19 protein-coding genes are annotated in these 25955 nt (G+C 74.6%); 3 read left to right on the top strand and 16 right to left on the bottom strand.

The window, feature by feature from the left end; translation table 11 throughout:
• Positions 1-75: 75 nt before the first annotated feature.
• The 6 genes from BS73_RS24410 to BS73_RS24385 all read right to left on the bottom strand — a co-directional run bounded on the left by BS73_RS24410 (position 76) and on the right by BS73_RS24385 (position 8426).
• Positions 76-2595 carry a xanthine dehydrogenase family protein molybdopterin-binding subunit gene (locus BS73_RS24410; protein WP_084704325.1) on the bottom strand — a complete coding sequence of 840 codons (2520 nt, stop codon included), beginning with the start codon at positions 2593-2595 and terminating at the stop codon, positions 76-78.
• On the bottom strand, positions 2592-4544 hold the full coding sequence (locus tag BS73_RS41020; RefSeq protein ID WP_051940432.1) for a (2Fe-2S)-binding protein: 1953 nt from the start codon (positions 4542-4544) through the stop codon (positions 2592-2594). The genes BS73_RS24410 and BS73_RS41020 overlap by 4 nt, the downstream gene beginning before the upstream one ends.
• Positions 4541-5389: an FAD binding domain-containing protein gene (locus tag BS73_RS24400; protein WP_084704860.1), complete on the bottom strand. Its 849-nt coding sequence runs from the start codon at positions 5387-5389 to the stop codon at positions 4541-4543. The genes BS73_RS41020 and BS73_RS24400 overlap by 4 nt, the downstream gene beginning before the upstream one ends.
• A gap of 315 nt (positions 5390-5704) precedes the next feature.
• Positions 5705-7333: a beta-N-acetylhexosaminidase gene (locus BS73_RS24395; protein WP_037575930.1), complete on the bottom strand. Its 1629-nt coding sequence runs from the start codon at positions 7331-7333 to the stop codon at positions 5705-5707.
• A 173-nt stretch (positions 7334-7506) separates the two neighbouring features.
• Positions 7507-7803, bottom strand: coding sequence for a DUF3039 domain-containing protein (locus BS73_RS24390; protein WP_037575927.1), 297 nt, complete (start codon positions 7801-7803; stop codon positions 7507-7509).
• Between the two features lie 41 nt (positions 7804-7844).
• Positions 7845-8426, bottom strand: a complete 582-nt coding sequence (locus tag BS73_RS24385; protein WP_037575923.1) for a YqgE/AlgH family protein — start codon at positions 8424-8426, stop codon at positions 7845-7847.
• A gap of 302 nt (positions 8427-8728) precedes the next feature.
• Between BS73_RS24385 and murA the strand changes: the two genes are divergently transcribed.
• Positions 8729-10060: a UDP-N-acetylglucosamine 1-carboxyvinyltransferase gene (gene murA, locus BS73_RS24380; RefSeq protein ID WP_037575921.1), complete on the top strand. Its 1332-nt coding sequence runs from the start codon at positions 8729-8731 to the stop codon at positions 10058-10060.
• 150 nt (positions 10061-10210) lie between these two features.
• Here the strand turns inward: murA and BS73_RS24375 are convergent, their stop codons facing one another.
• From BS73_RS24375 to BS73_RS24365, 3 genes are all read right to left on the bottom strand, one after another.
• Positions 10211-10492, bottom strand: a complete 282-nt coding sequence (locus BS73_RS24375; RefSeq protein ID WP_037575918.1) for an HU family DNA-binding protein — start codon at positions 10490-10492, stop codon at positions 10211-10213.
• A 443-nt stretch (positions 10493-10935) separates the two neighbouring features.
• Positions 10936-12369, bottom strand: coding sequence for an NAD-dependent malic enzyme (locus tag BS73_RS24370; RefSeq protein ID WP_037575916.1), 1434 nt, complete (start codon positions 12367-12369; stop codon positions 10936-10938).
• A gap of 419 nt (positions 12370-12788) precedes the next feature.
• Positions 12789-15131 carry a HelD family protein gene (locus tag BS73_RS24365; protein ID WP_051940430.1) on the bottom strand — a complete coding sequence of 781 codons (2343 nt, stop codon included), beginning with the start codon at positions 15129-15131 and terminating at the stop codon, positions 12789-12791.
• Positions 15132-15354: 223 nt separating this feature from the next.
• Here BS73_RS24365 and BS73_RS24360 point away from each other — a divergent pair, with 223 nt between their 5' ends.
• Complete coding sequence (locus BS73_RS24360; protein ID WP_235215512.1) at positions 15355-17295, top strand: S53 family peptidase; 1941 nt, start codon at positions 15355-15357, stop codon at positions 17293-17295.
• A 104-nt stretch (positions 17296-17399) separates the two neighbouring features.
• On the opposite strand, the gene BS73_RS24355 is transcribed toward BS73_RS24360, so the two are convergent.
• The 6 genes from BS73_RS24355 to BS73_RS24330 are packed head-to-tail and all read right to left on the bottom strand — an operon-like array spanning position 17400 to position 23929.
• On the bottom strand, positions 17400-18068 hold the full coding sequence (locus tag BS73_RS24355) for an SRPBCC family protein (protein WP_037575908.1): 669 nt from the start codon (positions 18066-18068) through the stop codon (positions 17400-17402).
• Between the two features lie 17 nt (positions 18069-18085).
• On the bottom strand, positions 18086-19246 hold the full coding sequence (locus BS73_RS24350) for a vWA domain-containing protein (protein ID WP_235215511.1): 1161 nt from the start codon (positions 19244-19246) through the stop codon (positions 18086-18088).
• Between the two features lies 1 nt (position 19247).
• On the bottom strand, positions 19248-20192 hold the full coding sequence (locus tag BS73_RS24345) for an AAA family ATPase (RefSeq protein ID WP_084704324.1): 945 nt from the start codon (positions 20190-20192) through the stop codon (positions 19248-19250).
• Entirely contained in the window at positions 20189-21067 is an 879-nt protein-coding gene (locus BS73_RS24340; RefSeq protein ID WP_037575906.1) for an FAD binding domain-containing protein, read from the bottom strand. Before BS73_RS24340 ends, BS73_RS24345 begins: the two co-directional genes overlap by 4 nt.
• Positions 21064-23454, bottom strand: a complete 2391-nt coding sequence (locus tag BS73_RS24335) for a xanthine dehydrogenase family protein molybdopterin-binding subunit (RefSeq protein ID WP_037575904.1) — start codon at positions 23452-23454, stop codon at positions 21064-21066. Before BS73_RS24335 ends, BS73_RS24340 begins: the two co-directional genes overlap by 4 nt.
• 1 nt (position 23455) lies before the next feature.
• A complete protein-coding gene (locus BS73_RS24330; RefSeq protein WP_037575903.1) occupies positions 23456-23929 on the bottom strand; it encodes a (2Fe-2S)-binding protein in 474 nt (157 codons plus the stop codon).
• Positions 23930-24156: 227 nt separating this feature from the next.
• Here BS73_RS24330 and BS73_RS24325 point away from each other — a divergent pair, with 227 nt between their 5' ends.
• Positions 24157-25353, top strand: a complete 1197-nt coding sequence (locus BS73_RS24325; RefSeq protein WP_037575899.1) for a pyridoxal phosphate-dependent aminotransferase — start codon at positions 24157-24159, stop codon at positions 25351-25353.
• 1 nt (position 25354) lies between these two features.
• Here the strand turns inward: BS73_RS24325 and BS73_RS24320 are convergent, their stop codons facing one another.
• Positions 25355-25882 (bottom strand): RidA family protein, encoded by a 528-nt coding sequence (locus BS73_RS24320; RefSeq protein ID WP_063837059.1) that lies wholly within the window; start codon positions 25880-25882, stop codon positions 25355-25357.
• Positions 25883-25955: the final 73 nt, after the last annotated feature.

The following is a 25955-nucleotide window of genomic DNA, read 5'->3' as shown; positions in this document are numbered from 1 at the left end:
ACGGCCCCGCGACCCCGCGCCCCCGCGGCCCGGTCAGTCGGCCGGCGGCCCCGGTCAGTCGGCCGGCGGCCCCGGTCAGTCGGCCAGCGCGACCGCGTCGTCCAGCCGCACCGGGAGCCGCGGGATCGGCCGCCCCGTCGCCGCCCGTACCGCCGCGGCGACCGCCGCAGGCGCCGTCGCGGCCGGCACCGCGCCCACCGCCTTCGCCCCGAAGGGGGCGACCACGTCGCGCTCCTCGACCAGCGCCGCGACCCGGATCTCCGGCGCGTCCAGCGCCGTCGGCAGCCGGTACGCCCCCAGCGTCGGGTCCAGCACCAGACCGTCCTCGACCGCCAGCTCCTCCATCAGCGCCAGGCCCAGGCCCTGCGTCACCCCGGCCTCGATCCGCGCCCGGATCTGCGCCGGGTTGAGCGCCCGCCCGACGTCCTGGGCGACCGTCACGTCGACCACCCGGACCGTGCCCAGCTCGATGTCCACGTCCACCACGGCCCGCATCGCGCAGAACGCGATGGAGACGAAGGCGTCGCCCTGGCCGGTCGTCCCGTCCAGCGGCTCGGTCGGATGCGGCCGGCACTGCGCGGTGGCCCAGAGCTCCTTGCCCTCCAGGGCCTCCTCGATCGGGACGCCCAGCACCCCGTCGTAGGAGGTGATCTTGCCGTCGGAGATGGTCAGCAGCTCCGGCGACATCCCGAACTGCGCGGCCAGCGGCTGCAGCAGCTGGTGCCGGACCATCTTCGCGGCCCGCTCGACCGCGCCCCCGCTGACCCAGGTCTGCCGGCTGCGGGCGGAGGGCCCGGCCGGCGGCTGGTCGGTGTCGACCGGCGCGACGTAGACGTCGGTGACGCCCAGCACGTCCTGCACGATCTGCCGGGCCAGGGTGGAGAATCCGGCCCCGGTGTCCACGGCCGCGCAGATGACGGAGGCCTGCGTCCCGCTCACCCGTACCGAGGCCGTCGACACCTCGTCGGCGCCCTCCGCCCCGAGCATGTGCGACATCCCCACCGCGTATCCGATCCCGCGCCGGATCGCGGACGGCTCGCCCGCCCCGTCGGGGCCGCCGGGCAGCAGCCAGGCGGTGTCCGGCTCGTCCACCGGCAGCGGCGGCAGCGGCTCGGCGGCGATCGCGTCCAGCAGGTCGGAGACCGGCGCCGGACAGGTGACGGCCTGCCCGGTGGGCAGCGGGTCGCCGGTCCGCATGATGTTGCGCCGCCGCACCTCCAGCGGATCCAGGTCCAACCGGGCGGCCAGCTTGTCGAGTTGGGACTCGTGGGCGAAGCAGGCCTGCAGCTCGCCCTCGGCCCGCAGCCGCCCGGCCGGCGGGTTGTTGGTGCGCACCGCCCAGGCGTCCACCACGACGTTGTCGACCTGGTACGGCCCCACGGCCAGCGCCGCGGCCGCGGCCAGCGCCTCGCTCGCGGACTCCGCGTACGCGCCGCCGTCCAGCAGGATCTGCGCCTCGACCTTGACCAACCGGCCCTCGCCGTCGGCGTGGTGGCGGTACCTCAGCAGCGCCGGATGCCGGTGCCCGTGCGAGAGGAAGGACTCCTCCCGGGTGAGGGTCATCTTCACCGGCCGCCCGGTGCGGGTGGCCAGCAGGCCGAGGACGGTCTGGAAGGCGAAGTCCTCGCGGTCGCCGGCCGCGCCCGGCACCCCGGTGACGACCAGCCGCACCCGCTCGGCCTCCAGGCCGAGCGCGGCCGCCGTGCGGTCGCGGTCGCCGTGCGGGTCGGTGGAGGCGAGGTGGAGTTCGACCCCGCCGTCCGGCCGGGGCACCGCGAGGCCGGATTCGGCGCCGATCGGCGCCGGGTCCTGCCGCCCGATCTGGTAGAGGCCCTCGACGACGATCTCGCCGGCCGAGTCCGGGTCGCCGTAGCGCAGCGGGATGTGCCGGAACAGGTTGCCGTCCGGGTGGATCGGCGGGGCCTGGAAGGACTTCTCCGGGTCGGTGACCGGCTCCAGCTGCTCGTAGTCGACGACGATCGCCTGGGCGGCCAGCCGGGCCGCCTCCGGGTGGTCGGCGGCCACCGCGGCCACCGCCTCCCCGTGGTGCCGGACCACGCCGTCCGCCAGCGCCGGCCGGCCGCCGGCGGGGGCGGGCAGGTCAGCCGCGGTGAGCACGGCGTACACGCCGGGGACGGCCATCGCCGGGGAGGTGTCGATGGACCTGATCCGGGCGTGCGCCACCGGCGCGCGCAGCACCGCGCCCCAGAGCAGCCCCTCCGCCCACAGGTCGGAGGCGTACGGAAAGGTGCCCAGGGCCTTGGCCAGGGCGTCCCCGCGGATCTGGCCGACGCCGAGCCCGGTGGGCCCGTTGCCGTCCGGCCCGCCGGCCGTCAGATCGTCGAACTCGGCCGCGCCGTCCGCTCCTTCGCCCGCCTCGGCACCGGCGCCCGGCGCGGGGGCGCCGGCCGGGTCGGCCTCCGGCGCGCCCGGCTGAACGGGGACGCGGGCCTCGGCGCCGGCTCCCGAACCGGCCTCGGCGGGGGCGCCGACACCGGTGACGGTCAGCCCGCCGAGGGTGCCTCCGGTGGCGCTGCCCGGGGCCCCTTCGGGGATCAGCGGCAGCCCGGTGAGGGTGTCCGAGTCGGTGGTCATGCGCGGTCCTCCGGGGCCGGTCGGCCGTCAGCCTCCGGCGCGGGCTGCTGGGGGTCCTGCCGGGCCGGCGGCTGCGGGTAGTCCCACATCCCCGGCGGGATGTGCAGCTGGGGGATGGTCCCCGGGTCCCCGCCGTGGTTCTGCCGGTACGGGTCGGCCTGGTACGGGTCGCTGCTCATGCCGTACGGGTCGGGGGCGTAGGTCCCGCCCGGCTCGGCCGGGTGGGGAGCGTGCTGCTCGGCGCCCTCGCCGCCGTTCATCACCGCGTCCAGCGGGCCGAAGAGCGGGTCCACCTCGTGGTAGCCGGAGAGCTGCTGGGCCTGGTCGACCTCGACCTGCCGCTGGTACGGGTCCTCCGGATAGACGGAGTACTCGCCGCCGCCGTAGCCGCCGCCCGCCGGGGCCGCCTCCCGGTAGACCGAGGACTCCCCGTCCGGGTCGGGCTCCCCCGGCCCTCCGGGCTGCCCGGGGATCGCCGGGAGCCCCTCCGGCATGGTGTCGCCCATGTCGTCGTAGCGCGGCGGGGAGACGGGCGGCAGGTGGCCGTTCCGCCCCTGCTGCGGGTCGTGGCCGGGGTGCGGGCCCTGGCCGGCGTGCGGGTCGGTTCCTGCGTGCGGATCGTGGCCGGCGTGCGGGTCGTGGGCTTCCGGGCCGGCGGCCTCCTGGGCCGCGAGGTCGCGGGCGGCCTGCGCGCGCATCCCGGCCACCGCGGCGAATCCGGCCGCCAGGCCGAGCCCGCCGAGGGAGCGGGGGCCGCGCGGGCGGCCCGCCTCCTCGTCGCCTCCGGCCTCCGCGCCGGGCGGCTCGGCGCCCGGCAGCGCGTCGACCACCGGGAACTCCCCGGTGGCCGCCGGGTCGGCGCCGTGGGTCTGCGGCACGGCCGTGAACTGCCCGGTCTGCCCTGGGTCCTGGCCGATCGCGGGGAACTGTCCGGTATGCGCCGGATCCTGCTCCTGGCCCACGGCCGGGAACCGCCCGGTGGAGGCAGGATCCTGAGGCAAGCCGCCGACCACCGCGAACTCCCCGGTGTGCCCGGCTTCCGCGGCGGAGCCGTTCTCGTAGGAGCCGTCCGGGTAGGGGTCCTCGCCGTAGGGGCCGCCGTCGTGGAAGCCGGCCTCCGGCAGGCCCTCGGCCGGGCCCCGCCCGTGCCGTCCGGCCGCCGGGTCGCCCGCGCCCGGCGCCGCGCCGTGCCGGTTCTGCGCGGGGACCCCGCCCAGCGCGAACTCGCCCGTCCGCTCGGCGGATCGGCCGTCCTCCGCGCTCTGCGCCACGTCCGCCGCGTCCCGGCGGGCCTGCGCCTCCGCCTGGGCGGCCGCCCGCCGTACCGCGCTCACCCGGCGGGCGGCGTCCAGCGCGCCCTGGTAGCCGGTGCACCGGCAGAGGTTGCCGCTGAGCGCCTGGCGGATCTCCAGATCGGTCGGCTCGTGGTTGCGGTCCAGCAGGTCGTGGAGCGCCATCACCAGGCCGGGCGTGCAGAATCCGCACTGCACCGCGCCGCTGCAGGCCAGCGCCCGCTGCACGTCGGTCGGGTCGCCGACGCCCGAGGGGTCGCCCGCGCCCACCCCGGAGAGCCCCTCCACGGTGTGGATCTCGCAGCCCTGCGCCAACGCGGCGGGCACCAGGCAGGCGTCCACCAGCTGGCCGTCCACCTGCACCGAGCAGGCACCGCACTCGCCCTGCTCGCAACCGTCCTTGGCCCCCGCGAGGCCGAGCCGCTCGCGCAGCACGTAGAGGAGGCTCTCGCCGATCCAGGCCTCCGAGACCGGCCGGTCGACGCCGTTCACCCGCAGGACGTAGCCGGCCCGCGGCGGCTCCTCGGCGCCCAGCGGCAGCCCGGCGTCCAGGCTTCCGCCCGGCTCGGGGCCCGGGCCGGGGTCGGCCGCGCCCGCGGCTCCCTCCGCCCCGATCGCCCCTGTGTCGTCGGAGGCCACCATCGAACGGTCCGTCACCGGAGCACCCTCCCAAGCGCGCGGCGGGCAAGTACCGCGACGGTACGCCGCAGCCGCTGCGCGCCCGCACCCAGGGGTCCCCCCTCGGGCGGCTCGGGCACGCAGGCCTGGGCGACGTAGTCGCCGAAGGCGGCGGAGGCCGCCGGGTCGATCGAACGGGCCCCCTGACTGGCGTCCCAGTCGATGTACTCGGCCACCCACTGCTCGGCCTCCAGCGGCCGCAGCGGCACCGGGGCGGGGCCGCCGACCGCGCAGCGCACCGCGCGCCGGCCCGGGTCCAGGACCACGGCGATCGACACCGGCGCACGTGAAGGCCCGCTGCGCGGTGAGGACTTGAGGAAGACCTGCGGGGCGTGCAGCAGCTGCACCCGTACGTGGCTGACCAGTTCGCCGCCGCGCAGCGGGTCGAGGCCGGTCAGCAGATGGCTGACCGGCACCTCGCGGGCGCCGTCCGGGCCGGCCAGGCAGAGGACCGCCTCCAGGGCGGCGAGCACCGGCAGGGTGTCGCCGGTCGGCTGGGCGGAGACGATGTTGCCGCCGAGCGTCCCGGCGTTGCGCACCTGCGGCGGCCCGGCGGCGCGGGCCGCGGCGGCCAGCGCCGGCATCAGCGCGGCGAAGTCCGGCCGGTCCATCCGGGAGTGGGTGAGGGTGGCGCCGAGGAGCGCGTAGCCGTCCTGGTACTGCCAGCCCCGCAGCTCGTTGATCCGGCCGAGGCCGACCAGCGCGGCCGGGCGCAGCCGGCCGGCGTTGACCGCGGCCATCAGGTCGGTTCCGCCGGCCACGGGCACAGCCGCCGGAACGGCGGCAAGGGCGTCCACCGCCTCACCGAGTGAGTCCGGCAGCATGATCGTCTGGTTCACCTGTGTCCCACCGTGCTCGTCTCGCTCGCGCCCTTCGCCGCGTGTGCCCGTGACCCGTACCGTACGTGCAAAACACGAGGAGGCGCACCCTCCTGCCCGTACGTTCCACGGGGTCCGCACCACCCGTGTGTCCCGGAGGGCAACTGTGACACACCGCGGCGCCGATCATCTCCAGTGTCCCGCACCTGAGTTGACCGTTCGTCGGCCGAACGGGCCCACCTCGGAGCCATCTTTCCGGACACTCTCCCCGAAAGCGGACGATTCACTTCCGCCGCCCTGGCGGGCGGCTCGGCGGGCGGTTCACCGGGCGGGCGGCGGCCCCTCGATCGGCCGGCCCCGCACACCCGGCCGGCGGTGCCACGGACGCGGCCCCTCCGGCGGGCGGTACTCGACGCCGAGGGCGTCAAGACGCCGGTAGTGGACGGCCATCCGGCGTTCGAAGTCCGCCCAGGCCGCGTCCCTGGACTCCGGCTCGGCCGGCAGCTTCCGCGACCACGCCACCTCGGCGAAGGCCGCGAGCCGCGGAAAGGCGTGGTAGTCCACCGAGCGGGGGTCGTCCATGAACTCGGTCCAGATGTTCGCCTGAGCGCCCATCACCAGCCCGGCCGCCGCCGGGTCCGCACGCAGCTCCGGCGGGATCGGCTCGAACCGGTAGACGTCCTCCAGGGTGCGCACCCAGCCGACCGGTACCGGTTCGTCCGGATGGTCCGACTCCCGGTGGTCCAGGTAGACCTGCTGCTCCGGGCACATCACCACGCGGTGCCCGGCCCGGGCCGCCGCGACGCCGCCCGCGTAGCCGCGCCAGGAGGAGACCGCCGCCCCGGGCGCGAGGCCGCCCTGGAGGATCTCGTCCCAGCCGATCAGCCGCCGTCCGCGCGCGGCCAGCCAGGAGTCGAAGTGCCGGATGAACCAGGACTGCAGGGCCTCCTCGTCCGGCAGGCCCAGTTCCTTCATCCGGGCCTGGGCGGCGGCGCTGGCCCGCCACTGGTCCTTCGGGCACTCGTCGCCGCCGAGGTGGACGTAGCCGGAGGGGAAGACCTCCAGCACCTCGGTGAGGACGTTCTCGTAGAAGCGCAGGGTCTCGTCCGAGACGTTCAGCACGTTCGGGTTGACGCCCCAGTCGGTGCCGGTGCGCAGGGCGGCGGTGTCCACCACGTCCTGGTTGCCGAGCTCCGGATAGGCGGCGATGGCCGCCTGCGAGTGGCCGGGGACGTCGATCTCCGGGACCACCGTGATCTGCCGGGCGGCGGCGTACGCCACCAGTTCGCGGAGGTCGTCCTGGGTGTAGAAGCCGCCGTGCGGCCGGTCGTCCCGGCGCCCGCCGGCACGGAAGCCGACCATGGAGCGCTCGCGCCAGGCGCCGGACTCGGTGAGCCGGGGGTAGCGGCGGATCTCCATCCGCCAGCCCTGGTCGTCGGTCAGATGCAGTTGCAGGACGTTGAGCTTGTGGGCCGCCATCAGGTCCAGATAGCGGAAGAGGTCCGCCTTGGGGAGGAAGTGCCGGGCGACGTCCAGCAGGACCCCGCGCCAGCCGAAGCGAGGGGCGTCCTCGATGTGCACGGCGGGCAGCGTCCACTGCGCGCCGGGTGGCAGCGGCAGCGGCGCGCGACGGAAGGCGCCCTCCCCCAGCAGTTGGCGCAGGGTCTGCGCGCCCCAGAAGACCCCGGCGGGGCCCCCGCCGACGAGGGTCGCTCCGTCCGCGGTGACGTCCAGGCGGTACGCCTCGGGCTCCAGCCCGCCGTCGACCCGGAACTCGATGCCCTCGCCCTCGGGGAAGGGCAGTCCCGTCGCCGGCGCGACGGTGGCCCGCCACCACGCGGCGGCGGCCTCCGCGCCGGCTCCGACCCGCAGCCCCGTCCCGCGCGCGAGGGCGAAGCCCGCGCCCCGCTCCTCGTACCGGCCCGCGGCCGGCACCAGCAGATTCCCCAACCCCGCCCCTTCCCGAAACCGGGAGACACCCCAGGCGCCCCGACCGCAGCGCCGCAGGCGCAGGCGAGGGACGCGACGGACCGCGCCACCAGGCGCCGAAACGGGCTGGTGGCGCGGTTCCACGCCCCCTGAAGTCGCCGCGCGACTTCGCGGGGCCCGGGGCGGCTGCCCCGTTACTTCCTGTCGCTGCCCTTGCCGGACTTGTCCTTGTCGCCGCCGCCCGCGCCGAGACCCTCGTAGATCTCCTTGCACATCGGGCAGACCGGGTACTTCTTGGGGTCGCGCCCGGGCACCCAGACCTTGCCGCACAGGGCGACGACCGGGCTGCCGGAGAGCGCGCTCTCCATGATCTTGTCCTTCTGGACGTAGTGCGCGAACCGCTCGTGGTCGCCGTCACCGTGCGAGACCTGGGGGGTCGGCTCGACGAGGGTACCGGTGCTGCCGCCGCGCTCGGGCTCGAGAGTGCTCATGCGCCCCAAGTCTAGGGCCCGTCTCCCGGATGAAGGAGGGCTCAGTTCATGGAGGGGTCGTCCGGGTAGGTCGCCACCATGGCCAGTTCACTCCTCTGGCGCCGCAGCACCGCCCGCCACAGCCGCTCCGGGTCCGGCGAGGACACGTCGCCCGCCTCGGAGTCGACCACGTACCAGGCGCCGTCCACCAGCTCGTCCTCCAGCTGCCCCGAGGTCCAGCCGGCGTATCCGGCGAAGACCCGCAGCGAGCCCAGCTCGGCGGCGAGCAGCTCGGGCGGCGCCTCCAGGTCGACCAGGCCGATGGCCCCGTGCACCCGGCGCCAGCCGAGCACCCCCTCCGGGCCCGCGCCCCCGGCCGGCTCGCCCGGCAGCACGGCCAGCGCGAGCGCCGAGTCGAGCGACACCGGGCCGCCCTGGAACACCACCGCCGGCGACCCCGCCAGCTCGGCCCAGGGTTCGAGCACCGCCGAGACCTCCACCTGGGTGGGGCGGTTGAGCACGACCCCCAGCGTCCCGTCCTCGTCGTGGTCGAGCAGCAGTACGACCGCGCGGTCGAAGTTGGGGTCGGTCAGCGCGGGGGTCGCAACCAGCAGTCGCCCGGTGAGCGAGGAGGCCTCGGTCATGCGGACATGATCCCCCATCAACTCCCGCCGCGGGCGCCCGAAGGCGGATCGGCGCCTCCCACTGGGCAGGCGAGGGGTGAAACGGAGCAGTCCCGCCGAGCGGGCGGCTGTGAGGTCCGCCACAATCCCTTGCACGGCCTGCGACGAAGCGGAGGACACGCACGCTGGGGCGGCATATGTCACCGACGAGGCGAGGAACCGAAGCCATGAGCATTACCATCTCCAAGGGGTGTCGGACCCGAGCGCAGCCGAGCGGTCGGGAAGCCGATCCCCTTTTCTGTCCCCCCAAGGATCGCGAGAACATGACCGACGACGTCCTGCTTGTACACGGCGGTACCCCTCTCGAGGGCGAGATCCGAGTCCGCGGCGCGAAGAACCTCGTGCCCAAGGCCATGGTCGCCGCTCTCCTCGGCCACGAGCCAAGCCGTCTGCGCAACGTCCCGGACATCCGCGACGTGAAGGTCGTCCGCGGGCTGCTCCAGCTCCACGGCGTCACCGTCCGCAGCGGTGACGAGCCCGGCGAGCTGATCCTCGACCCCTCGCACGTCGAGAGCGCCAACGTCGCGGACATCGACGCCCACGCCGGCTCGTCCCGAATCCCCATCCTGTTCTGCGGCCCGCTGCTGCACCGGCTGGGCCACGCCTTCATCCCGGGCCTCGGCGGCTGCGACATCGGCGGCCGGCCGGTCGACTTCCACTTCGACGTGCTGCGCCAGTTCGGCGCGGTCATCGAGAAGCACCCGCAGGGCACCATGCTGGAGGCCCCGCAGCGGCTGCGCGGCACCAAGATCGACCTTCCCTACCCCTCGGTGGGCGCCACCGAGCAGGTGCTGCTCACCGCCGTCCTCGCGGAGGGCGTCACCGAGCTGCGGAACGCGGCGATCGAGCCGGAGATCACCGACCTGATCTGCGTCCTGCAGAAGATGGGCGCGATCATCTCGATCGGCACCGACCGCACCATCCAGATCACCGGCGTGGACCGCCTCACCGGCTACACCCACCGCGCCCTGCCGGACCGCCTCGAGGCGGCCTCCTGGGCCTGCGCGGCGCTGGCCACCGGCGGCGACATCTACGTCCGCAACGCCCGCCAGCTGGAGATGATGACGTTCCTCAACGTCTTCCGGAAGGTCGGCGGCGCCTTCGAGGTGGACGACCACGGCATCCGCTTCTGGCACCCGGGCGGCGAGCTCAACGCGATCGCCCTGGAGACCGACGTCCACCCCGGCTTCCAGACCGACTGGCAGCAGCCGCTGGTGGTCGCCCTCACCCAGGCCACCGGCCTGTCCATCGTCCACGAGACGGTGTACGAGTCGCGGCTCGGCTTCACCTCCGCGCTCAACCAGATGGGCGCGCACATCCAGCTCTACCGCGAGTGCCTGGGCGGGACCCCGTGCCGCTTCGGCGCGCGGAACTTCCTCCACTCGGCGGTGGTCTCCGGGCCGTCCAAGCTGCAGGGCGGCGACCTGGTCATCCCGGACCTGCGCGGCGGCTTCTCCTACCTGATCGCGGCGCTGGCCGCGCAGGGCACCTCCCGGGTGCACGGCATCTCGCTGATCGACCGCGGCTACGAGAACTTCCGGCAGAAGCTCACCGACCTCGGCGCCCACGTCGAGACCCCGGACGAGGTCCGGTAGCCGCCCGGCGCGGCGCGCGAGCGCACGCGGTCGCGGGGGCGACGACAGACGGAAAAAGGGCCGTGGCCCGGATCCCCTCGGGGGTCCGGGCCACGGCCCTTCTGCGTTGCCTTGCTTGCCTGCCAGTCGCGCTGGGCCACTGGCACGGGCTCACTTGCCCTTGGCGGCTTCCTTCAGCTTCGAGCCGGCGGAGACCTTGACGCTGTAGCCGGCCGGGATCTGGATCGGGTCCCCGGTCTGCGGGTTGCGCGCGGTACGAGCGGCACGGTGGGTCCGCTCGAAGGTCAGGAAGCCGGGGATGGTGACCTTCTCGTCGCCCTTGGCGACGATGTCGCCGACGACGTCGGCGAAAGCGGCCAGGACGGCGTCCGCGTCCTTCCGGGTCACCTCGGCGCGCTCGGACAGCGCGGCCACCAGCTCACTGCGGTTCATATGTACTCCTGTGGTCTGTCGCCAACTGGCATGAAGCTCGACGCCTTGCCCGGTTCGGATCGCCCGAGCGGCGCAAACTCCTCGCCCGAGTACGAATCCTGCCCCCAGCAGGTGGGGGAAAGCGAATCCGACTCCCGCCGCGGTCACACGAACAGCGCTGCCCGGGCCTCGCGGGACACCTTAGTAGGGCGCTCCACGGCTGCCGGACAGGGCACGCCGGAGGGTGTGTCGGCGTGGCGCGGCCCCCGGCCGCCCGCGGCGTCCGCCGACGGTGCGCGGACGGGCCGGGCCGCCGGGTGCCCGGCCCGCCGCAGCCCACTCGCCGTCCGGGTGTCGTCGCAGGTCAAAAGGCGTTCGGGCGCGCCCGGCAGAGCCGCGCGCGCCCGAACCCGAGGTCTCCGGGACCGGCCCTGGGGGCCGGGATCCCGGTGCCGCCCGTCCCGTTACACCTCGGAACCGGCCGGCTTCGCCTGCGCCTCGCCGGAGGCCTCGGCGGCCTCGCGGACGGCCGAGGCGACCGTTTTGGACACCTCGGAGTGGAAGACGCTGGGGATGATGTAGTTCGCGTTCAGCTGATCCTCGTGGACCGTGGCGGCCAGCGCGTGGGCGGCGGCGATCATCATCTCGTCGTTCACGGTCCGCGACTGGGCGTCCAGCAGGCCGCGGAAGACGCCCGGGAAGACCAGTACGTTGTTGATCTGGTTCGGGAAGTCGCTGCGGCCGGTGGCGACCACGGCGGCGGTCAGCCGGGCCACCGCGGGGTCGATCTCCGGGTCCGGGTTGGCCAGCGCGAAGACGATCGCGTCCTCGGCCATCGCGGCCACGTCCTCGCCGCCCAGCACGTTGGGGGCGGAGACGCCGATGAAGACGTCGGCGCCGCGCACGGCCTCCTTGAGGGTGCCGGTGACGCCCTCCGGGTTGGTGTTGTCGGCGATCCAGTGGAGGGCCGAGCCGTCCGCGCCGAGGTCGTCGCGGCCGGAGTGCACCACGCCGTGGATGTCCGCGACCACCGCGTGCTTGACGCCGGCGGCGAGCAGCAGCTTGAGGATGGCGGTGCCGGCCGCGCCGGCGCCGGACATCACCACCCGGACGTCCTCGATCCGCTTGCCGACCACCCGCAGCGCGTTGGTCAGCGCGGCGAGGACGACGATGGCGGTGCCGTGCTGGTCGTCGTGGAAGACCGGGATGTCCAGGGCCTCGCGCAGCCGCGCCTCGATCTCGAAGCAGCGGGGCGCGGAGATGTCCTCCAGGTTGATGCCGGCGAAGCCGGGGGCGATCGCCTTGACGATCTCGACGATGGCGTCGGTGTCCTGGGTGTCCAGGCAGAGCGGCCAGGCGTCGATGCCGGCGAACCGCTTGAAGAGCGCCGCCTTGCCCTCCATCACCGGGAGGGCGGCCTTCGGGCCGATGTTGCCCAGGCCCAGGACGGCGGAGCCGTCGGTGACCACGGCCACCGAGTTCCGCTTGATGGTCAGCCGGCGGGCGTCCTCGGGGTTCTCCGCGATCGCGCGGCAGACCCGGGCCACGCCGGGGGTGTAGACCATGGAGAGGTCGTCGCGGTTGCGGATCGGGTGCTTGGACTGCATCTCGATCTTGCCGCCGAGGTGCATCAGGAAGGTGCGGTCGGAGACCTTACCGATCGTGATCCCGTCGATGACGTGCAGCTTCTCGACGATCTCCTCGGCCTGGGCGACCGAGCCCGCGGCGATCGTCACATCGATCCGAAGCCGGTCGTGCCCCGAGGCGGTGACGTCGAGACCGGTGACGCTGCCGCCGGAGAACTCGACCGCGGTGGTGATCTGGCTCACCGCGTTGCCGGATGCCGGGACTTCCAACCGGACAGTGATCGAGTTCGAGACGCTGGGCACCGTCGCCATCGATGGCCTTCTTCCGTGTTCCACATGCTGCTGCGATCCCTTGATGTTCCCACTTACCGCCTGGTACTCCGAATGCGGGACGGGATTCCACCGAGTGTGATCGATCACGCGGCCCGGAAAAGGGCATAAAAAGTGCACCGACCCGCCATGCTCGCCTCGCGGCAAGTGGTCGCTCGTAGCGACTATGGTTGGGCCCGGGGGCTTGGATCGAGCCGGTGCGCCTCCACTGTAACCCAGGGCCCTGCCGTACGCCCAGGACTCTCCCGAGTGCGGTCGAGCGCGGCGGAGCGCGGCATGAGCGCAGCCCGGCCGCCCCCGGCAACGGGGTTCGGGTTGCCGCCCGGTGGCCGTTGCCGTATGCGGTGCGGTCGGCGCCGGGCCGCGCGGTTCCCCGCGCTCCCGAAGGACCCGACCCCCCGTCAGGGGGTCAGCAGCGCGGGACGGCCCGTCGCGTCCGGCAGGTCCAGCGGTCCGGACAGGACGGTCAGCCGCTGCGTCGCGCGGGTCAGCGCGACATAGAGCACCCGGAGGCCCGCCTCCGACTCGCCGGCGATCCCGGACGGATCCGCGACCACCGTGGCGTCGTACTCAAGACCCTTCGCCTCCAGGCTGCCCAGCGCGACCGCCCGCTCCCCGAGACCGGCGATCCACCGCGCCGCCTCCTCCCGCCGCTCCATCGGAACGACGAGCCCGACCGTTCCCTCGACCGCCTCCAGCAGCCGCGCCACCTCGCTCCGCGCCGCCGCCCCGAACCGCTCGTCGTCCTCGACCGCGACCGCGGCGAACCGCGGCGCCACCCCCGTGGCGCGGACCGCCGTCGGCGGCACCGCCTCGGGATACGCCCGGGCCAGCACCACGTCCGCGACCTCCGCGATCTCCTTGGGGTTGCGGTAGTTGGTGGTCAGCTCGAACCGCCGGCGCGGCTTGCGGCCGCCGCCCCGCCCGGTGAAGCCGTCGATCGCCTCGTCCATCGCGGCCGCCGCCTCCGCCGGGTCGGTCCACGAGGACTGCGCCGGGTCGCCGACGATGGTCCAGGTCGCGCTGCGCGCCCGGCGGCCGATCATCCGCCACTGCATCGGCGTCAGGTCCTGGGCCTCGTCGACGATGATGTGCGCGTAGTCGGTCCGCTCGGCGGCCTCGTGGGCGGCCCGGCGCTCCCGCTCGTACATCCGGGACATCCGGTCCGCGTACGTCGTCACCTCGTCCAGGCCGGTGAGCTGGTCGACCGGGTCGACCTCGCGCGGGGTGCGGGGCGCGGCCGGCTCGGCGAGCAGCACCCGCAGCTCGTCCAGGAGGGCGACGTCCGCGACGGTGGTGCGGCCCTCGCCGGCCGCCTTCCAGGAGTCGGCGAGGAGGTCGGTCTCGGCGGGGGTGAGGATCCGCCGGGCGGCGCGCGACAGCAGCCGCCGGTCGGCGGCCATCCTGGTCAGCACCTGACGCGGGGTCAGCGGCGGCCACCAGGCGTCCAGGAAGGCGCCGAAGCGGCCGTCCCCGTCGTCGGCGTCGCCGATCCGGTCCGTGAAGTCCTCCCGCTCCCGTTGCAGGTCCTCCCGGCCGAGCCGGGAGAGGGCCGGGCCCCGCAGCGCCGTGTACCGCTGCCACAGCGCGTCCAGCAGCAGCCGCCGGGCGCGCGGGCGGAGGAGGTTGACGGGGGTGCCGGAGTTGCCGAAGACCGACCTGCGGACCTCGGCCAGCGCCCTGCCGTCCAGCCGCAGCACCTCGCCGCGGTGGGTGAGCCGGAGTTCTCCCGGCGTCTCCGGGCCCTCCAGGGCCAGCCGCGCGGCCCGCCGCAGCACCTGGGCGAGCCGGGCCGAGCCCTTCACCCGGGCCGCCTCGGGGCTGTCGTAGCCGTTCGCCTCCACCCCGTCCACGAGGGAGCCGACCGCGCGGATCGCGACCTGGCCCTCCTCGCCGAGCGAGGGCAGCACCCCCTCGGTGTACGAGACCAGCAGCGGGGTGGGACTGACCACCAGGATGCCGCCGGCGTAGCGCCGCCGGTCCTGGTAGAGGAGGTACGCGGCGCGGTGGAGGGCGACCGCGGTCTTCCCGGTGCCGGGGCCGCCGGTGACCAGGGTGGCGCCGGCGGCGGGGGCCCGGATCACCTCGTCCTGCTCGGCCTGGATGGAGGAGACGATGTCCCGCATGGTGTGCGAGCGCGCGCGGCCGAGGGTGGCCATCAGCGCTCCGTCGCCGACCACCGGCAGCTCCTCGCCGTCGAGGGTGGGCCTCAGGTCGGGGCGGAGGAGGTCGTCCTCGACGCCGAGCACCCGACGGCCGCGGGAACGGATCACCCGGCGGCGGACCACCCGCCCCGGCCTGAGCGGGGTGGCCCGGTAGAAGGGCGCCGCGGCCGGCGCCCGCCAGTCGATGACCAGCGGGCCGTACTCGGAGTCGAGGACGCCTATCCGGCCGATGTGGAGGGTCTCCGCGATCCGCGGGTCGGCCGGGTCGGCCGGGGTCTGGGAGGGGATCCCGTCCTCCTCCGGGCGGTCCGGCTGCTGCAGGTCGATCCGCCCGAAAAGGAAGTCCTCGAACTCGCTGTTCAGACGCTGGAGATGGGCGCCCGCCCGGTACACCTGGGCGTCCCGCTCGGCGAGGGCGCCGGGCGTGCCGACGCTGGCACGCTTGGCCGCGTCCTCGAGGATGAACTCCGCTTCGGCGAGCTTCTCCGCCAGCCGCTGGTAGACGACGTCGAGATGGCGCTGCTCGACCGCGGTCTCGCGGGTTCGCAGGCTGCTGTCGTCCGGGACGTGCGCGCGCATGGCCCCCTGGTCTCTTCCGCTGTTCCGTTCGACGCCCCCGCGCGGGGCAGACGAAAGATCCTACGCGATGCCGGATCGTTCGGTTTCGGCCGAGTCGCCCCCTCTCCCCCGCCGCGTACCCCCGGGGAGCGCCGGCACAGCTGACGAGGTGTCAACCCGGCTGGCGGACCACCGCGCGCGACGCGCCCGGCGGGCACCGGACGGTGGACGCATGGGTATGCGAATGGCAGTGACGGTCGGCGCGGTCGCGCTCTCCCTGGTCGGCGCCGCCGGGGCCGCCGGATCGGTCGTGGGGGCGCCCCGCGCCTCGGCCGACCGGGCGGCGCTCACCGGGACCAGGCCCGAGTGGGCGGTGCTCGCGGAGAGCGCCGGGCGCGCGCTTCCGCTGGAGCGGGCCGACCGGGAGGCGATCGTCACCGCGCGGGTGCATCTCGCCGAGCGGGACCCGGCCGGTCTCGCCGCCTTCGCCAAGGCCGTCTCCGATCCGGCCTCGCCCCAGTACCGGCACTACCTGACGCCGGCCCAGGTACGGCAGCGGTTCGGGCCCAGGCCCGGTCAGGCGGCGGCCGTACGGGCCTGGCTGACCGGCGCCGGGCTGCGGATCACCGGGGCCGACGCCCACCGGATCGACGTCCGGGGCCCGGTCCCCGCCGCCGAGCGGGCCTTCGGCGCGGGGCTGCGCGGCTTCGTCCGAAGCGGCCGGCGCTACCTCGCGCCCGCCTCGGACGTCTCCGTCCCCGCCCGGCTGGCCTCCGACGTCCTCACCGTGACCGACCTGGGGACGGCGCCGCGACTGGTCCAGCCCTGGTCGGCGGTGGCCAAGGTGCCCGGGGACCCGTTGCCGGGGCCGGAGCCGGCGATCGTCAACTCCGGACCGTACTCGCCCTATTACGGCGCCACGCCGGCGACCGGAACGCCGCCCGCGTACGGGCAGGTCCGGCCGTGGGCCCCCAACGGCTACCTCGGACGGCAGCTGCGCGACGTCTACGGCGTCACCGCCAGCGGGCTGACCGGCGCGGGCACCACCGTCGCCGTGGTCGGCGCCTACGACTCGCCGACCGCGCCCGCCGACACCGCCAGGTACGCGGCCGCCCACGGCGACGCCCCGTACGCCCCCGGCCAGCTGACCCGTACCGACGCCCCCTCCTGGACCGACACCTCGGTCCCGGACAAGGCGCACCCCAACGGCTGCGACGCCGCCGGCTGGTACGGCGAGCAGACCCTCGACCTGGAGGCGGTGCACGCCATCGCCCCGGCCGCCAAGCTCCACTACTTCGGCGCGGCCACCTGCAACGGAACGGCCATGCAGGACCAGCTGCAGAAGATCGTCGACGGCCGGCTCGCGGACGTCGTCAACTGCTCCTGGGGCGGCCTGGAGAGCGACGGCGACAAGGCCGTGGACGCCGCCTACGACCGGACCTTCCAGGAGGGCGCGGCCGAGGGCATCGGCTTCGACTTCGCCAGCGGCGACGACGGTGACGAGCAGGCGGCCACCGGGACCCGGCAGGTCGGCGAGGAGGCCGGGCTGCCGTGGGTGACCGCGGTCGGCGGCACCACCCTCGCGCTGGACGGCTCCGGCGGCTACGCCTTCGAGACCCCGTGGGGCGACGAGCGCTCCGACCTCTCCGCGGACAAGCGGAGCTGGACCGCCCTGCCGGGGCACTTCACCAGCGGCTCGGGCGGCGGCGTCAGCAAGCGCTCGGCGCAGCCGGACTACCAGCGGGGGGTGGCGCCCGCGGGGCACCGGGCCGTGCCGGACGTGTCGGCGCTGGCCGATCCGGCGACCGGCTTCCTGGTGGGCCAGACGCAGACCTTCCCGGGCGGGAGCGCGCGGTACGGGGAGTACAAGATCGGCGGCACCAGCCTGGCCTCTCCGCTGTTCACCGGGCTGCAGGCGCTGGTGCGGCAGAAGACCGGCAAGCCGGTCGGCTTCGCCAACCCCGCGCTGTACGCGCTGGCGCGGCAGGGCGCGTTCCGGGACGTGGTGGACCGCAGGACGGCCGTGGTCCGCAACACCTTCGTCAACAAGGTCGACGCGTCCAAGGGCGTCACCACCTCCCTCCTCACCGAGTCCGCGGACACCTCGCTGCGCGGGACGCGCGGCTACGACACCGCGACGGGGCTGGGCTCGCCGGGCCCGACGTACCTCTCCAGCTGGCACTGAGGCGCGACCCGCAGGGGCGGCGTTCCGGGGGCGCGGGCGCGCAGTGTGCCTCCGCGCCCCTTTGATCCGCCCCCTTCAGGCCCGGGGGCGGCGGCGGGGAGAGGTCAGCGGGCCCGGCGCCGGCGCCGGATCGCGCGGAAGAGCAGCGCCCCCACGGCGAGGACGGCCAGCGGGACGGCCAACCGCTTGGCGACGGGGAGCGCCGCGGCGCGGCCGAGGTCGAGCGGCGCGGCCTCGGCGGGGGGCGCGGGCGCGGGCTCCGCCGTCTCCCTCTCCTCCGCCGCCGTCTCCTCCTCCGCCGCCGCGGGCGGCTGCGAGGGCGCCGGTGTCCTCAGCCGCTCCGCGAGGTTCTGCGCGAAGGTGGAGGTCAGCCGGTCGCCCACATCGGCGATCACCCCGCGCCCGAACTGCGCGGGCCGGCCCGTGACCGTCAGATCGACGGTGACCCTGACCGCCGTCCCGTCCCCCTTCTCGGAGGGCGTCAGCACGCCGGTGACCTTCGCCCGTGCCGTCCCCTGCCCCCGGGAGTCGCGCCCGTCCGCCGCCAGGACGACCCGCCGGGCCGCCTCGTCGCGCTCCTCGAAGACCGCGTTGCCTCGGTAGGTCAGGGTGATCGGGCCGACCTTGACCTTCACCGAGCCCTTGATCGTCTCACCGTCGTAGGACTCGACGGTCGTCCCCGGCATGCAGGGGGCCACCGACTCGATGTCGAGCAGCGCCCGCCAGGCCTCCTCGACCTCCACGGGGACGGTGAACTCCTGCTGTAGCTCCATGGTCCTGATCCTCCAGATCAATCGTCTCGTACACCGCGTACCACCGCCGCCAGCCGCTCCAGCGCGGCCAGGCTGTGTCCCTCGACGAAGGCGTCCACCCCGCCCGAGCGCAGCGCCGCCGCCATCCCGGCGGCGAGCGGGGCGTAGCCGGGGCGGGCCTTGCGCGGGTTGGCCCAGACGACCCGGTGGGCCAGCCGGTGCAGCCGGCGCATCTGCTCCTCCAGCAGCTCGGGGTCGCCGCGCTCCCAGCCGTCCGAGAGGAGGACGACCACCGCGCCCCGGGCGGTGCCCCGCCGCCCCCACTGGTCGAGGAACTGGCGGAGGGTCTCGCCGAGTCTGGTGCCGCCGCTCCAGTCCGGTGCCGCCTCGCCGACCGCGCGGAGAGCGAAGTCCGGGTCGCGGTGGGCGAGTTCGCGGGTGATCCGGGTCAGCCGGGTGCCGAGGGTGAACACCTCGGTACGGCCGCCGGCTCCGCCCCTCCCCCGCCCCGCCGCATGGGCGAAGCGCAGCAGCGCGTCGGCGTAGGGGGCCATCGAGCCGCTGATGTCCAGCAGCAGGACGACCCGCCGGGGGATGGTGCTCCGCGCCCGGCGGCGCAGCCTGGCCGGCTCGCCGCCGTGCCGGAGGAGTTCGCGCACGGTCCGCCTGGGGTCGACGGCCCCGCGCCGGGAGGGCTGCCGCCGCGCGGTGCTGCGGGACTCCCCGGGGAGGGTGAACTCGGCCAGCAGCAAGGCCAGTTGGCGCCGCTCCTCGGCGGTCAGGGCGGACACGTCGCGGTGCCGCAGGGTCTCCGCCGCGCTGGCCAGCGCGGTGGCCGGGGGCTGCTCGGGCTCGGGTTCTGGCCGGTCGGGCCGCCGGGGCGGCTCGGCGACGGCGGCGAGGGTGGGGCTGGGGCGCCGCCGGGGCGGGCGCCGCTCCCGGGGCACGCCGTCCCGGTCGCTGAAGTAGGCCTCGAAGACCCGGTCGTAGCGGACGAGCTGGTCGGGGTCGGCGCACAGGGTCAGCCGGCCGGCCCAGTACACGTCGGGCCTGCGGGTGGCGTCGAGCCGGTCGAGGGCGCGGAGGAAGGCCCCGGCCCGCTCCTGCCCCGCCTCGACCCCGGCGGCCCGCAGCGCCCGTACGAGGCCGAGCGGGCCCCGCAGCGGGTCGTCCAGCGTGCCGTTCCCCGGTTCCGTCACGTCACCTGGCCCCCGCCAGCACGGCGTCCAGGTCGAGGGTCTGGGCGCGCAGGACGTCCTCGCGGTACTTGAGCACCGATCCGAGGGTGGCCACGGCGAGTTCCGCGTCCAGCTCGCCGGCGCCCAGGGCGTGCAGCGCCTGGGCCCAGTCCAGGGTCTCCGCCACTCCGGGCGGCTTGACCAGGTCGGCCTCGCGCAGCGCCTGCGCGGCCGCGGTGACCTGGCCGGCCAGCCGGGCCGAGACCTGGGGCAGCCGGCGCCGGACGATGGCCAGCTCCCTTGCGAAGGAGGGGTGTTCGAACCAGTGGTAGAGGCAGCGCCGCTTCAGCGCGTCGTGCACCTCGCGGGTGCGGTTGGAGGTGAGGATGACCACCGGTGGCCGCTCGGCCCGCATCGTCCCGAGCTCCGGGATGGTGATGCTGAAGTCGGAGAGGAGCTCCAGCAGGAACGCCTCGAACTCGTCGTCGGCCCGGTCGATCTCGTCGATCAGCAGCACCGCCGTCGGCCCGGCCTCCAGGGCCTGCAGCAGCGGGCGGCGGAGGAGGAAGCGGCGGCTGTACAGCTCGCCCTCCACCCGCTCCGGGTCGGTGATCCCGGCCGCCTCGGAGGCCCGCAGGTGGAGGAGCTGGCGGGGGAAGTCCCAGTCGTAGAGGGCCTGCGCGGAGTCGATCCCCTCGTAGCACTGGAGCCGGACCAGCGGCCCGCCGAGCACCTCGGCGAGGGCTCCGGCCAGCGCCGTCTTGCCGGTGCCCGCGTCGCCCTCGCAGAAGATCGGGCGGCGCAGCTCCAAGGCCAGGAAGCAGGCGATGGCCAGGCCGTCGTCGAGGAGGTAGCCGGTGGACTCGATGCGGGCGCGGAGCGCGGCCGGCGAGCCGGGGGCGCCGGCGCCGGCCTGGCCGGCCGCCGCACCCCCGGACCCGTCGGTGCGCTGGGACTGCTCGCTCACGCGACCCCCGCCGCCGCGAGTACCGCCCGCCGGGTCAGCACCTTCGCCAGGTGCGCCCGGTAGTCGGCGGAACCCCCGAGGTCGCTCGGCGGCCGGGTGCCCTCGGCGGCCGACTCGGCGGCCCCGGCGACCGCGCCCGGATCGCGGGTGTCGGCCCCGGCGAGTGCCGCCTCCGCGGCGGCGGCCCGCAGGGGCGTGCTGCCCATGTTGGTGAGGCCGATCCTGGCCTCGGCCAGCCGCCCGTTCTCCCGGCGTACCGCGGCGGCGACGCCGACCACCGCCCAGGCCTGCGCGGTCTTGTTGAACTTCTCGTAGTGGCTGCCCCAGCCCTGGTCGGCGTCGTACTTGGGGACGCGGACCTCGGTGAGGAGCTCGTCCGGGGCGAGGGCGGTCTGCAGGTAGTCGGCGAAGAACTCGCGGGCCGGGACGGTCCGCCGGCCGCCGGGACCGACGGCGGTGAACTCGGCGTCCAGGGCGAGCGCCACCGAGGGCAGGTCGGCCGCCGGGTCGGCGTGCGCCAGCGAGCCGCCGAGGGTGCCGCGGTGGCGTACGGCGGGGTCCGCGACGGTCGCGGTGGCCTGCGCCAGCAGGGTCGCGTACCGCTGCACCAGGGGGTCCCGGATCACCTCGTGGTGGGTGGTCAGGGCGCCGATGGCGAGCTTGTCGCCGTCCTCGCGGACGCCGCGCAGGCCGGGGATCCGGCCGACGTCGACGACCAGTTCGGGGAAGGCGAGGCGGAGCCGCAGCATGGGCAGCAGCGACTGGCCGCCGGCCAGCACCTTGGCCTCCCGGTCGGCTCCGGCGGCCTCGGCCAGCAGCCGTACGGCGGCCTCCTCGGTCTCCGGCCGCTCGTAGTCGAAGGCAGCGGGGATCATCGGCCCGAACCTCCTTCCGTGGCAGTGGAGTTGGCGGCTCGCCAGACCCGCTCGGGGGTGCAGGGCATCTCGACGTCCTGGACGCCGAACGGGCGCAGCGCGTTCACCACCGCGTTGACCACCGCGGGGGTGGAGGCGATGGTGCCGGCCTCGCCGACGCCCTTGACGCCCAGCGGGTTGGTGGTGGCCGGGGTCTCGGTGCGGTCGGTGGTGAAGTCCGGCAGGTCGGCGGCGGAGGGCACCAGATAGTCGGCGAGGGTGCCGGTCACCATGTTGCCGTCCTCGTCGAAGGCGGCCTCCTCGAAGAGCGCCTGGGCGATGCCCTGGGCGAGTCCGCCGTGCACCTGGCCCTCCGCGATCAGCGGGTTGACCACCTTGCCGATGTCGTCCACGCAGACGTAGGAGCGGATCCTCGTCCGCCCGGTCTCGGTGTCGACCTCGACCGCGCACAGGTGGGTGCCGTGCGGGTAGGAGAAGTCGATCGGGTCGTAGACGCTGGAGGCGGAGAGCGAGGGCTCGGTGCCGTCCGGCAGGTTGTGGGCGGTGAACGCCTCGAAGGCGATCTCCTGGATGGTCTTCTTCGCGTCCGGGTCGCCGGCCACGCTGAACGCGCCGTTCTCGAACCGCAGGTCCTGCTCGGCGACTTCGAGGAGGTGGGCGGCGACCGTCCGGGCCTTGTCCACCACCCGCCCGGCCGCCTGGTGGATGGCGACGCCGCCGACGGCCAGCGAGCGCGAGCCGTAGGTGTCCAGGCCCTGCGGGGCGGCCCTGGTGTCGCTGTGCACCACCTCGACGTCGTCGAAGGGCACCCCCAGCGCGTCCGCGACCAGCTGCGACCAGGAGGTGACATGCCCCTGGCCGTGCGGGCTGGTCCCGGTGACCACCTCGACCTTGCCGGTCGGCAGCACCCGTACGGTGGCCGCCTCCCAGCCGCCGGCCGCGGAGCCGGCCTGGCCCATCGCCCGGCTGGGCCCGAGGCCGCACATCTCGGTGAAGGTGGAGACGCCGATGCCGATCCGCACCGGGTCGCCGCTCTCCACCCGCTTGCGCTGCTCGTCCCGCAGCTGGTCGTAGCCGAAGAGGGCGAGCGCCTTCTCGGTCGCGGCCTCGTAGTTGCCGGAGTCGTAGGTGACCCCGCCGATGCTGGGGTACGGGAACTCCTCGTGCCTGATCCAGTTGCGGCGGCGCAGCTCGATCGGGTCCAGGCCGAGTTCGTCGGCCAGCTCGTCCATGATCCGCTCGATGGCGAAGGTGGCCTCAGGGCGGCCGGCGCCGCGGTAGGCGTCGGTGGGGGTCTTGGTGGTGAAGACGCCGGTGCAGGTGAAGCGGTAGGCGTCCATCTTGTAGATGGCGGGGAACATCGAGGCGCCCAGCAGCGGCACGGCCGGGGTGTTCAGCATCAGGTAGGCGCCCATGTCGGCGAGGAGGTCGACCTTGAGGCCGAGGAGCTTGCCGTCCCGGGTGGCGGCGACCTCCACGTCCTGGATCTGGTCCCGGCCGTGGTGGGTGGTGAGGAGGTCCTCGGAGCGGGCCGCGGTCCACTTCACCGCGCGGCCGAGCCGCTTGGCCAGGACGAGGGCCACCACCTCCTCGGCGTACACGTTGAGCTTGGACCCGAAGCCGCCGCCGACGTCCGGGGCGACCACCCGCAGCTTGTGCTCGGGGATGCCGGTCACCAGGGCGAGCATCACCCGCAGGATGTGCGGCACCTGGGTGGAGGAGTAGACGGTGAACTGGTCGCCGCCGGTGGGCGGTTCGACCACCACGGCGCGCGGCTCCATCGCGGAGGGCAGCAGCCGCTGCTGCCGGAACCGCCGCTTGACGACCACGTCGGCGCGGCCGCGCACCGAGTCGTAGTCCTCGCCGCTGGGGATCTCCACGGTGTAGCAGCGGTTGCTGCCGGTGGACTCGTGGACCAGGGGCGCGCCCTCGGCGAGCGCGACCTCCATGTCGATGACGGCCGGCAGCGGGCCGTAGTCCACCTCGACCGCCTCCACGGCGTCCGCGGCGGAGTAGCGGTCGCGGGCGACGATCACCGCCACCGCGTCGCCCTGGTAGCGCACCTCGTCGACGGCGAGCGGCGGGTGGCCGGGGTTCACCATGTCCGGGGTGACCTGGTTGCCGCAGGGCAGCGAGCCCAGTTCGGCGGCGAGGTCGGCGCCGCTGTAGGCGGCGAGGACGCCGGGGCGCTCCAGGGCGGCGGAGACGTCCACCCGGTCGATCCTGGCGTGGGCCATCGGGCTGCGCACGAAGGCGAGGTGGAGGGCGCCCGTGGGCTGGATGTTGTCGGTCCAGTTGGTCTGCCCTGTCACCAGCCGGGCGTCCTCCCGGCGCTTGCGCGCCCGGCCGAACTCCCTGACCGGCTCGGCTTCCTGACTGATCGTCATCTTATCGGCCCTCCTCTCCGGACTCCGCCGCGGCCAGAACCGCCCGCACGATGTTCTGGTAGCCGGTGCAGCGGCAGAGGTTGCCCTCCAGGCCGTGCCGCACCTCCTGGGCGGTGGGGTGGGGGTTGTCCTTGAGGAGGTCGCGCGCGGCCATGATCATCCCGGGGGTGCAGTAGCCGCACTGCAGTCCGTGGTTCTCGTGGAAGGACTGCTGCAGCCGGTGCCAGCGGCCGTCCTTGGCCAGCCCCTGGACGGTGGTCACCGCGCAGCCGTCCGCCTGCACGGCGAGCACGGAGCAGCTCTTCACCGAGTCCCCGTCGAGCTCCACCGTGCAGGCCCCGCAGTTGCCGGTGTCGCAGCCGACGGGTGTCCCGGTCAGTCCCAACCGGTCGCGCAGATAGTGGACGAGCAGGAGCCGCGGCTCCACTTCGTCTTCGTACGTCGTGCCGTCGATCTTTACTGAGATATGGGTCATCTGCCCTCCCAGACGGCTCTGATGTGCGCCAACTCTAGGCGCGCCCCGTGACCTACGACAGAGGGCGGACGCACCCCGTCCAGTCCTCCACAGCACCCCCCGCCGAAGCCCCCCGAAGCGTCGCCGCACCCGGTGACGGTCGCGGATCGCCCCCTCGATCGCCGCCCGGCTCCGCCCCGCGCGCAGCGCTAGCATCGGAAGATCAGTCGAGGATTGGACGCCGCCCCATGACCACCCAGGCCAGCACCCCCGCCGCGGACCGCCGACGACCCCTGCTCAACCGCAGCCTCGAAGGCATGGGCACGACCATCTTCGCCGAGATGTCCGCACTCGCCACCACGACCGGCGCGATCAACCTGGGCCAGGGCTTCCCCGACACCGACGGCCCGGAGGCGGTCCGCGAAGCGGCCGTCCGCGCGCTGCGCGAGGGCCGCGGCAACCAGTACCCGCCGGGGCCCGGCGTCCCGGAGCTGCGCGCCGCCGTCGCCGAGCACCAACTCCGCTTCTACGGACTGGACTTCGATCCGGACACCGAGGTGCTGGTGACCGCCGGCGCCACCGAGGCCATCGCCGCCTCGATGCTCGCCCTCCTCGAACCCGGCGACGAGGTCATCGCCTTCGAGCCGTTCTACGACTCCTACGCCGCCTGCATCGCGATGGCCGGGGCCAAGCGCGTCCCGTTCACCCTGCGCGCCCCGTCCTTCCGCCCCGACCTGGACGAACTGCGCGCCCTCATCACCCCGAGCACCCGCCTCCTGCTGCTGAACTCCCCGCACAACCCGACCGGGATGGTGCTCGACGACGAGGAGCTGAGGGCGATCGCCGCCCTCGCGGTCGAGCACGACCTCCTGGTGGTCACCGACGAGGTCTACGAGCACCTGGTCTTCGAGGGCGCCCACCGGCCGATCGCCGCCCTCCCCGGGATGCGGGAGCGCACCGTCTCCATCTCCTCGGCCGGCAAGACCTTCTCCTTCACCGGCTGGAAGGTCGGCTGGGTCACGGCCGCCGCACCCCTCGTCGCGGCCGTGCGGACGGCCAAGCAGTACCTGACCTACGTCAGCGCCGGCCCCTTCCAGTACGCGGTGGCGGAGGCCCTCCGCCTCCCCGACGCGTACTACGAGGACTTCCGCGCGAGCCTGCGGCGCCGGCGCGACCTCCTCGACGCGGGGCTGCGCGCCGCCGGCTTCGAGGTCTACGAGCCGCAGGGCACATACTTCATCACCACCGACATCGCCCCCTTCGGCGCCAAGGACGCCTACGCCTTCTGCCGCTCCCTGCCGGAGCGGTGCGGGGTGGTGGCGGTCCCCAACTCCGTCTTCTACGACGACCCGGAGGCCGGCCGCAGCCAGGTCCGCTTCACCTTCTGCAAGAAGGAGGAGGTGCTCCGGGAGGCGGCGGCCCGGCTCCAGCGCCTCCGCGGCTGAGTCACGCCGGGTGCAGCTCCACCTCCGCCTCGATCTCCACCGGCAGGTTCCACGGCAGCCCGGCGACGCCCACGGCCACCCGCGCGTGGCCGCCGATCTCCTCGCCGAAGACGTCGACCAGCAGCCGGGAGGCCGGATTGAAGACCGCCGGGAAGTCGGTGAACCCGGGCGCGGAGTTGACCATGCAGTGGAGTGAGCACCAGGCCCGCACGGCGGCGAGGTCGCCCGCCGCCCGCTCGACGCTCGCGAGGAGGGAGAGGAGGGTCCTGATCGCCGCCTGCTGGGCGCCGAGGAGGTCCAGCTCCTCCCCCACCTTGCCGTAGGGGCCGGTGACCACGCCCTCCTCGCTGGTGGGGATGTGCCCCGAGACGTACAGCCGGTCGCCCACCCGGCGGACCAGGCTGGCCGGGATCCGGGTCCCCGGCGCCTGCGGCACCTGCCAGGCGGCGGGCATCCGGTGGCCGTGCAGCGCCAGGCGCTCCCTGACCTCGCCGCTGGTGACGGACGGTCCGGTGCCGTGGATGGTCATGAGTCCCTCGTCCCTTCGTCTTTCCTTGGTTTCCTTGGCTTCCTTGGCTTCCTTGGCTTCCTTGGCTTCCTTG

It is taken from the genome of Phaeacidiphilus oryzae TH49, assembly GCF_000744815.1.
GTDB lineage: Bacteria > Actinomycetota > Actinomycetes > Streptomycetales > Streptomycetaceae > Phaeacidiphilus > Phaeacidiphilus oryzae.
This window is presented reverse-complemented; position numbering and strand designations above follow the sequence as displayed.

Excerpts from the sequence above, each read along its gene's own strand:
- BS73_RS24340 (WP_037575906.1), bottom strand. The coding sequence starts at position 21,067 with ATGATCCCCGCTGCCTTCGACTACGAGCGGCCGGAGACCGAGGAGGCC.
- BS73_RS24360 (WP_235215512.1), top strand. The coding sequence starts at position 15,355 with ATGGCAGTGACGGTCGGCGCGGTCGCGCTCTCCCTGGTCGGCGCCGCC.
- BS73_RS24335 (WP_037575904.1), bottom strand. The coding sequence starts at position 23,454 with ATGACGATCAGTCAGGAAGCCGAGCCGGTCAGGGAGTTCGGCCGGGCG.
- BS73_RS24330 (WP_037575903.1), bottom strand. The coding sequence starts at position 23,929 with ATGACCCATATCTCAGTAAAGATCGACGGCACGACGTACGAAGACGAA.
- BS73_RS24370 (WP_037575916.1), bottom strand. The coding sequence starts at position 12,369 with ATGGCGACGGTGCCCAGCGTCTCGAACTCGATCACTGTCCGGTTGGAA.
- BS73_RS24365 (WP_051940430.1), bottom strand. The coding sequence starts at position 15,131 with ATGCGCGCGCACGTCCCGGACGACAGCAGCCTGCGAACCCGCGAGACC.
- BS73_RS24390 (WP_037575927.1), bottom strand. The coding sequence starts at position 7,803 with ATGAGCACTCTCGAGCCCGAGCGCGGCGGCAGCACCGGTACCCTCGTC.
- BS73_RS24410 (WP_084704325.1), bottom strand. The coding sequence starts at position 2,595 with ATGACCACCGACTCGGACACCCTCACCGGGCTGCCGCTGATCCCCGAA.
- murA (WP_037575921.1), top strand. The coding sequence starts at position 8,729 with ATGACCGACGACGTCCTGCTTGTACACGGCGGTACCCCTCTCGAGGGC.
- BS73_RS24325 (WP_037575899.1), top strand. The coding sequence starts at position 24,157 with ATGACCACCCAGGCCAGCACCCCCGCCGCGGACCGCCGACGACCCCTG.
- BS73_RS24355 (WP_037575908.1), bottom strand. The coding sequence starts at position 18,068 with ATGGAGCTACAGCAGGAGTTCACCGTCCCCGTGGAGGTCGAGGAGGCC.
- BS73_RS24320 (WP_063837059.1), bottom strand. The coding sequence starts at position 25,882 with ATGACCATCCACGGCACCGGACCGTCCGTCACCAGCGGCGAGGTCAGG.
- BS73_RS24385 (WP_037575923.1), bottom strand. The coding sequence starts at position 8,426 with ATGACCGAGGCCTCCTCGCTCACCGGGCGACTGCTGGTTGCGACCCCC.
- BS73_RS24400 (WP_084704860.1), bottom strand. The coding sequence starts at position 5,389 with ATGCTGCCGGACTCACTCGGTGAGGCGGTGGACGCCCTTGCCGCCGTT.
- BS73_RS24375 (WP_037575918.1), bottom strand. The coding sequence starts at position 10,492 with ATGAACCGCAGTGAGCTGGTGGCCGCGCTGTCCGAGCGCGCCGAGGTG.